Source organism: Treponema sp. (genome assembly GCF_017430385.1).
In the GTDB taxonomy this organism is placed as follows: domain Bacteria; phylum Spirochaetota; class Spirochaetia; order Treponematales; family Treponemataceae; genus Treponema_D.
Genome location: NZ_JAFRNB010000057.1, coordinates 1 through 3425 on the forward strand (window position 1 = coordinate 1; position 3425 = coordinate 3425).

The following is a 3425-nucleotide window of genomic DNA, read 5'->3' on the forward strand; positions in this document are numbered from 1 at the left end:
CGTCTTATTCCCTGGACATCATCTGGTCGCCCTGTTGTCCCGGGTAAAAAGACCTATGGTGTTGAATGTAAAGCGCGGTTTATTCATTTTCTGCCTCCTTTTGTGAATGTAAAATTCCCTAAATTCTTTTTAAAATCAAATGGCATATAGTTTTATTTTCGTTTTTTCACTTCAGGAAGTTCAGCAAACATAGCATCAAAAAGCTCGTGCAGGAATTCCTTGTTTTCAATATTATTCACCAGAAGCATTTCCTTTGCACCCTCATATGGAAGTTCAAGTTCAGCATCCGGCACCTTTTCTCTGGCAGATTTTACGTTTTTTACAAGAAAGCGGTTATCATAGATTCCGCCTATAATTTTCCCACGATAATAAATGATGTATTCGCCCATCATCGCCTTGTAAGAAATATTATCTAAAAGAGAAAGTTCTTCTAATACAAAATCTAAATATTCTTTTGAAGATGGCATTACATTTTTTCCTTCAGTTCTCGTCTCGCCTTTTCCAAATCTCCGCTTGTCAGAATCGGAATGAGCGCGTTGATTTCTTCGATATAATTTGTTTCAATCGTTATAAGAGGTAAATTGTTTTTCTTGCAAAACACGGCATAGCGGGAGTTCTCCTTTTCGAGCCAATCAGCCGTACATTCAGAATCATCGAGGCGTAATTCAATGTCACTGGCATGACGGATGATGTCCGAAAAATGTGTGCGTATGTATTTTGGCGAAAGACACAGACAACAGAATCGGATTTCTGTCAAATAGCGTTGCTCAAAATCTTGCTTCCAGTCAGCTGGAATGTAGCATCCTTCTACTATCAAATTCTGATTGTTTTCGATTACCGTTTTGATGATTTCACGGACAATGTTCCAAAGGTATGGGGTAAGCGCGTCATCATCATAAGGTGTCAAATTGGTATTCTTGCTTCTGATAAGTCCCATTTTCAAATGGTCGATGCTCAAGTATGGAAATTTGCACCGTTCTAAAATTTTCTGCGCCAGAATCGTCTTTCCCGAATGTGATGCGCCAGTAATAATTATAACCATTTAGCCCCCGTTCTCCTCAAAATCTCCGCCCGCACCGTGTCAATATCCCCGCTCGTCAGAATCGGAATGAGCGCGTTGATTTCTTCTATCGGCTTATCCCACCACGCGAACTTTTCCAGCAGGGAAATCATCTCATCGTCAAAACGCTTGCGAATCGCGCGGGCGGGGTTGCCTACGGCAATCGTGTACGGCGGAATGTCGCTTCCCACAACCGCATTCGCCCCGATAATTGCGCCGTCGCCGATATGCACGCCGGGAAGAATCACCGCATTCTGCCCAATCCACACATCGTTTCCGATAACCGTGTCGCCTTTGAGCTGCAGGTCGGACTTCGCGGGCGGCTCGGCATTCCAGCCTTCGAGCGTGTAGAACGGAAAAGTCGTCACCGCATTCATCTGGTGGTTCGCGCCGTTCATCACGAACTCAACGCCCGCGGCAATCTGGCAGAACTTCCCGATGACAAGGCGGTCGCCGTTCCAGTCGTACAGGTGCGTCACATGGCTCTCAAAGTCCGAGTCGGCGATGTAGGTGAAGTCGCCCACGATGATTGCAGGATTCTTGACGGCGGGCTTTACATAGATTTCGTTTTCGTAGCCCGCAATCGGGTGGATTGTCATCGGGTCTGGCTGGTTTTCGCTCATTATTCTTTCCTCACTTTTACTGTACTTTCTTTATCGGGTGGCGAATCCGCGGATTTCAGCATCAAAGATTTGAGCAGTCAGGGACTATTCAGTGCGCTGATTGTAGGAATCTTCGCTTCGCTTCTGTATCAGAAATTTGAAGGGCTTTTCATTGAAGGGGCGGACTCGGCATTCACGGAAACAAGGTTCTGGACAGCGTTGCCGTAGGCATGTTTCAGAAAATTCTTCCCAGTCAGATTGTCTCAAAGACCTTCATCGACACTTTCATCTACATGGGCGGAACGGGAACCCTTCTGGGCCTTGTGATTGCCATTTTCATTTTCTCAAAGAAACTTGCCCGCCTTGCAAGGCATCTGGTAAACGATTTGGAAGAAAGCCTTGCCTCAGGTTTTAAGGAAGAGCCTGTCCTGCACGAAAGTTCCCTTTTGATGAAGTACCAGCCCCAGTTCGACAACAAGGGAAAGTGCATCGGCGCGGAATCCCTTTTGGGCAATGTGCGCACCAAAGCTAGTACAATAAATATTAAATAACTGACAAAAACTCAGTAATTGAGTAAAATTCCAAAGGGTGCGAAAATGGGACGTAGAATGGAATTAAAGCTCAATACAGAAGATGAAAAATATTTAAGAGAAATAATAAAACGCGGGACAACGGAAGCAAGACTGTACAAGAGGGCAATGATTCTTCTTATGAAATCAGAAGGAAAAACCTATATGGATATTGCGCGAGCCTTGAAAGTGTCAAGGAATACTGTTGTCCTCTGGGTTGAAAAATATAAGGCAGATGAAAATCTTCAGAAATGTCTAAAAGACGAAAAAGGACGCGGACGAAAACATGAAATATTTGATGAGGAAATTGCATTTATAAAAAATACAGCCTGCAAGAAACCTACAGAATTCGGCTATGCGGCGGAAGTGTGGTCCCTGTCAAAACTCACTGTGCATATTAACAGGACCGCGGAGAAAAATGGCTTTCCGAGACTTTCAACGGTGTCCGTTTCTTATGTGCAGAAACTTTTGAAGTCGCTGGCAATAAAACCTCACAAAATAGAGTATTACTGTGAAAAAAGAGACCCGGATTTTGAAGAAAAAATGCAGAATGTCCTTGTTTTCTATAGAGACGTTGAGCTTGGAGCAACAAAAGAAGACGGAACTGTCATACACATGCTTTCCTATGATGAAAAACCCGGGATTCAGGCAGTTTCAGTGACGAGCGAAGATCTTCCTGCAACTGAAAAGAACGGTCACATAAAAAGAGATTATGAGTATAAAAGGCTCGGAACAGTTTCTCTTCTTGCAGGAATTGACCTGAAAACAGGCAGGGCTTTTCCTCTTGTAAAAGACAAGCACGCTTCAGAAGATTACATCGATTTTCTGAAGACTCTGGATGATTATTATCCAAAGGAAGATGTTATCCGGATTCTTTTAGACAATCTGAAAGTTCACACATCGGAAAAAACAAAGGAATATTTAAAAACAAGGCCAGGTCGTTTTGAATTTGTTTTTACGCCAAAACACGGTTCGTGGCTGAATATGGTGGAAGGATTCTTCAGCAAAATGTCAAAACAGGTCTTGAAAGGAATCCGCGTAAAATCAAAAGAAGAACTGAAAGAAAGGATCCTTAAATATTTTGAAGAAGAAAATCTACAACCGGTTGTATTTCACTGGAAATACAAGCTTGATGAAATATCTCAAGATTCAAAACTGAAAATACAACCAGTTATTTGAAATTCTATATACTAG

The 3425-nt window shown here is 42.8% G+C and carries 5 protein-coding genes; 2 read left to right on the plus strand and 3 right to left on the minus strand.

Annotation, left to right across the window (positions count from 1 at the left end; genetic code table 11):
- Positions 1 to 152: 152 nt before the first annotated feature.
- The 3 genes from IJJ71_RS04180 to IJJ71_RS04190 are packed head-to-tail and all read right to left on the minus strand — an operon-like array spanning position 153 to position 1683.
- Positions 153 to 467 (minus strand): TfoX/Sxy family protein, encoded by a 315-nt coding sequence (locus IJJ71_RS04180; protein WP_296845491.1) that lies wholly within the window; start codon positions 465 to 467, stop codon positions 153 to 155.
- Positions 467 to 1042: a phosphotransferase-like protein gene (locus tag IJJ71_RS04185; protein WP_296845493.1), complete on the minus strand. Its 576-nt coding sequence runs from the start codon at positions 1040 to 1042 to the stop codon at positions 467 to 469. The genes IJJ71_RS04180 and IJJ71_RS04185 overlap by 1 nt, the downstream gene beginning before the upstream one ends.
- The gene (locus IJJ71_RS04190; RefSeq protein ID WP_296845495.1) at positions 1033 to 1683 is read right to left on the minus strand and encodes a CatB-related O-acetyltransferase; all 651 of its coding nucleotides are present in this window, start codon (positions 1681 to 1683) and stop codon (positions 1033 to 1035) included. Before IJJ71_RS04190 ends, IJJ71_RS04185 begins: the two co-directional genes overlap by 10 nt.
- 209 nt (positions 1684 to 1892) lie before the next feature.
- On the opposite strand from IJJ71_RS04190, the gene IJJ71_RS04195 reads away from it, so the two are divergent.
- Both IJJ71_RS04195 and IJJ71_RS04200 read left to right on the plus strand, forming a co-directional pair.
- Complete coding sequence (locus IJJ71_RS04195) at positions 1893 to 2213, plus strand: hypothetical protein (protein WP_296845496.1); 321 nt, start codon at positions 1893 to 1895, stop codon at positions 2211 to 2213.
- Positions 2214 to 2258: 45 nt separating this feature from the next.
- Positions 2259 to 3410, plus strand: coding sequence for an IS630 family transposase (locus tag IJJ71_RS04200; RefSeq protein WP_296845497.1), 1152 nt, complete (start codon positions 2259 to 2261; stop codon positions 3408 to 3410).
- Positions 3411 to 3425 lie beyond the last annotated feature (15 nt).

Excerpts from the sequence above, each read along its gene's own strand:
- IJJ71_RS04190 (WP_296845495.1), bottom strand. The coding sequence starts at position 1,683 with ATGAGCGAAAACCAGCCAGACCCGATGACAATCCACCCGATTGCGGGC.
- IJJ71_RS04180 (WP_296845491.1), bottom strand. The coding sequence starts at position 467 with ATGCCATCTTCAAAAGAATATTTAGATTTTGTATTAGAAGAACTTTCT.
- IJJ71_RS04185 (WP_296845493.1), bottom strand. The coding sequence starts at position 1,042 with ATGGTTATAATTATTACTGGCGCATCACATTCGGGAAAGACGATTCTG.
- IJJ71_RS04200 (WP_296845497.1), top strand. The coding sequence starts at position 2,259 with ATGGGACGTAGAATGGAATTAAAGCTCAATACAGAAGATGAAAAATAT.
- IJJ71_RS04195 (WP_296845496.1), top strand. The coding sequence starts at position 1,893 with ATGTTTCAGAAAATTCTTCCCAGTCAGATTGTCTCAAAGACCTTCATC.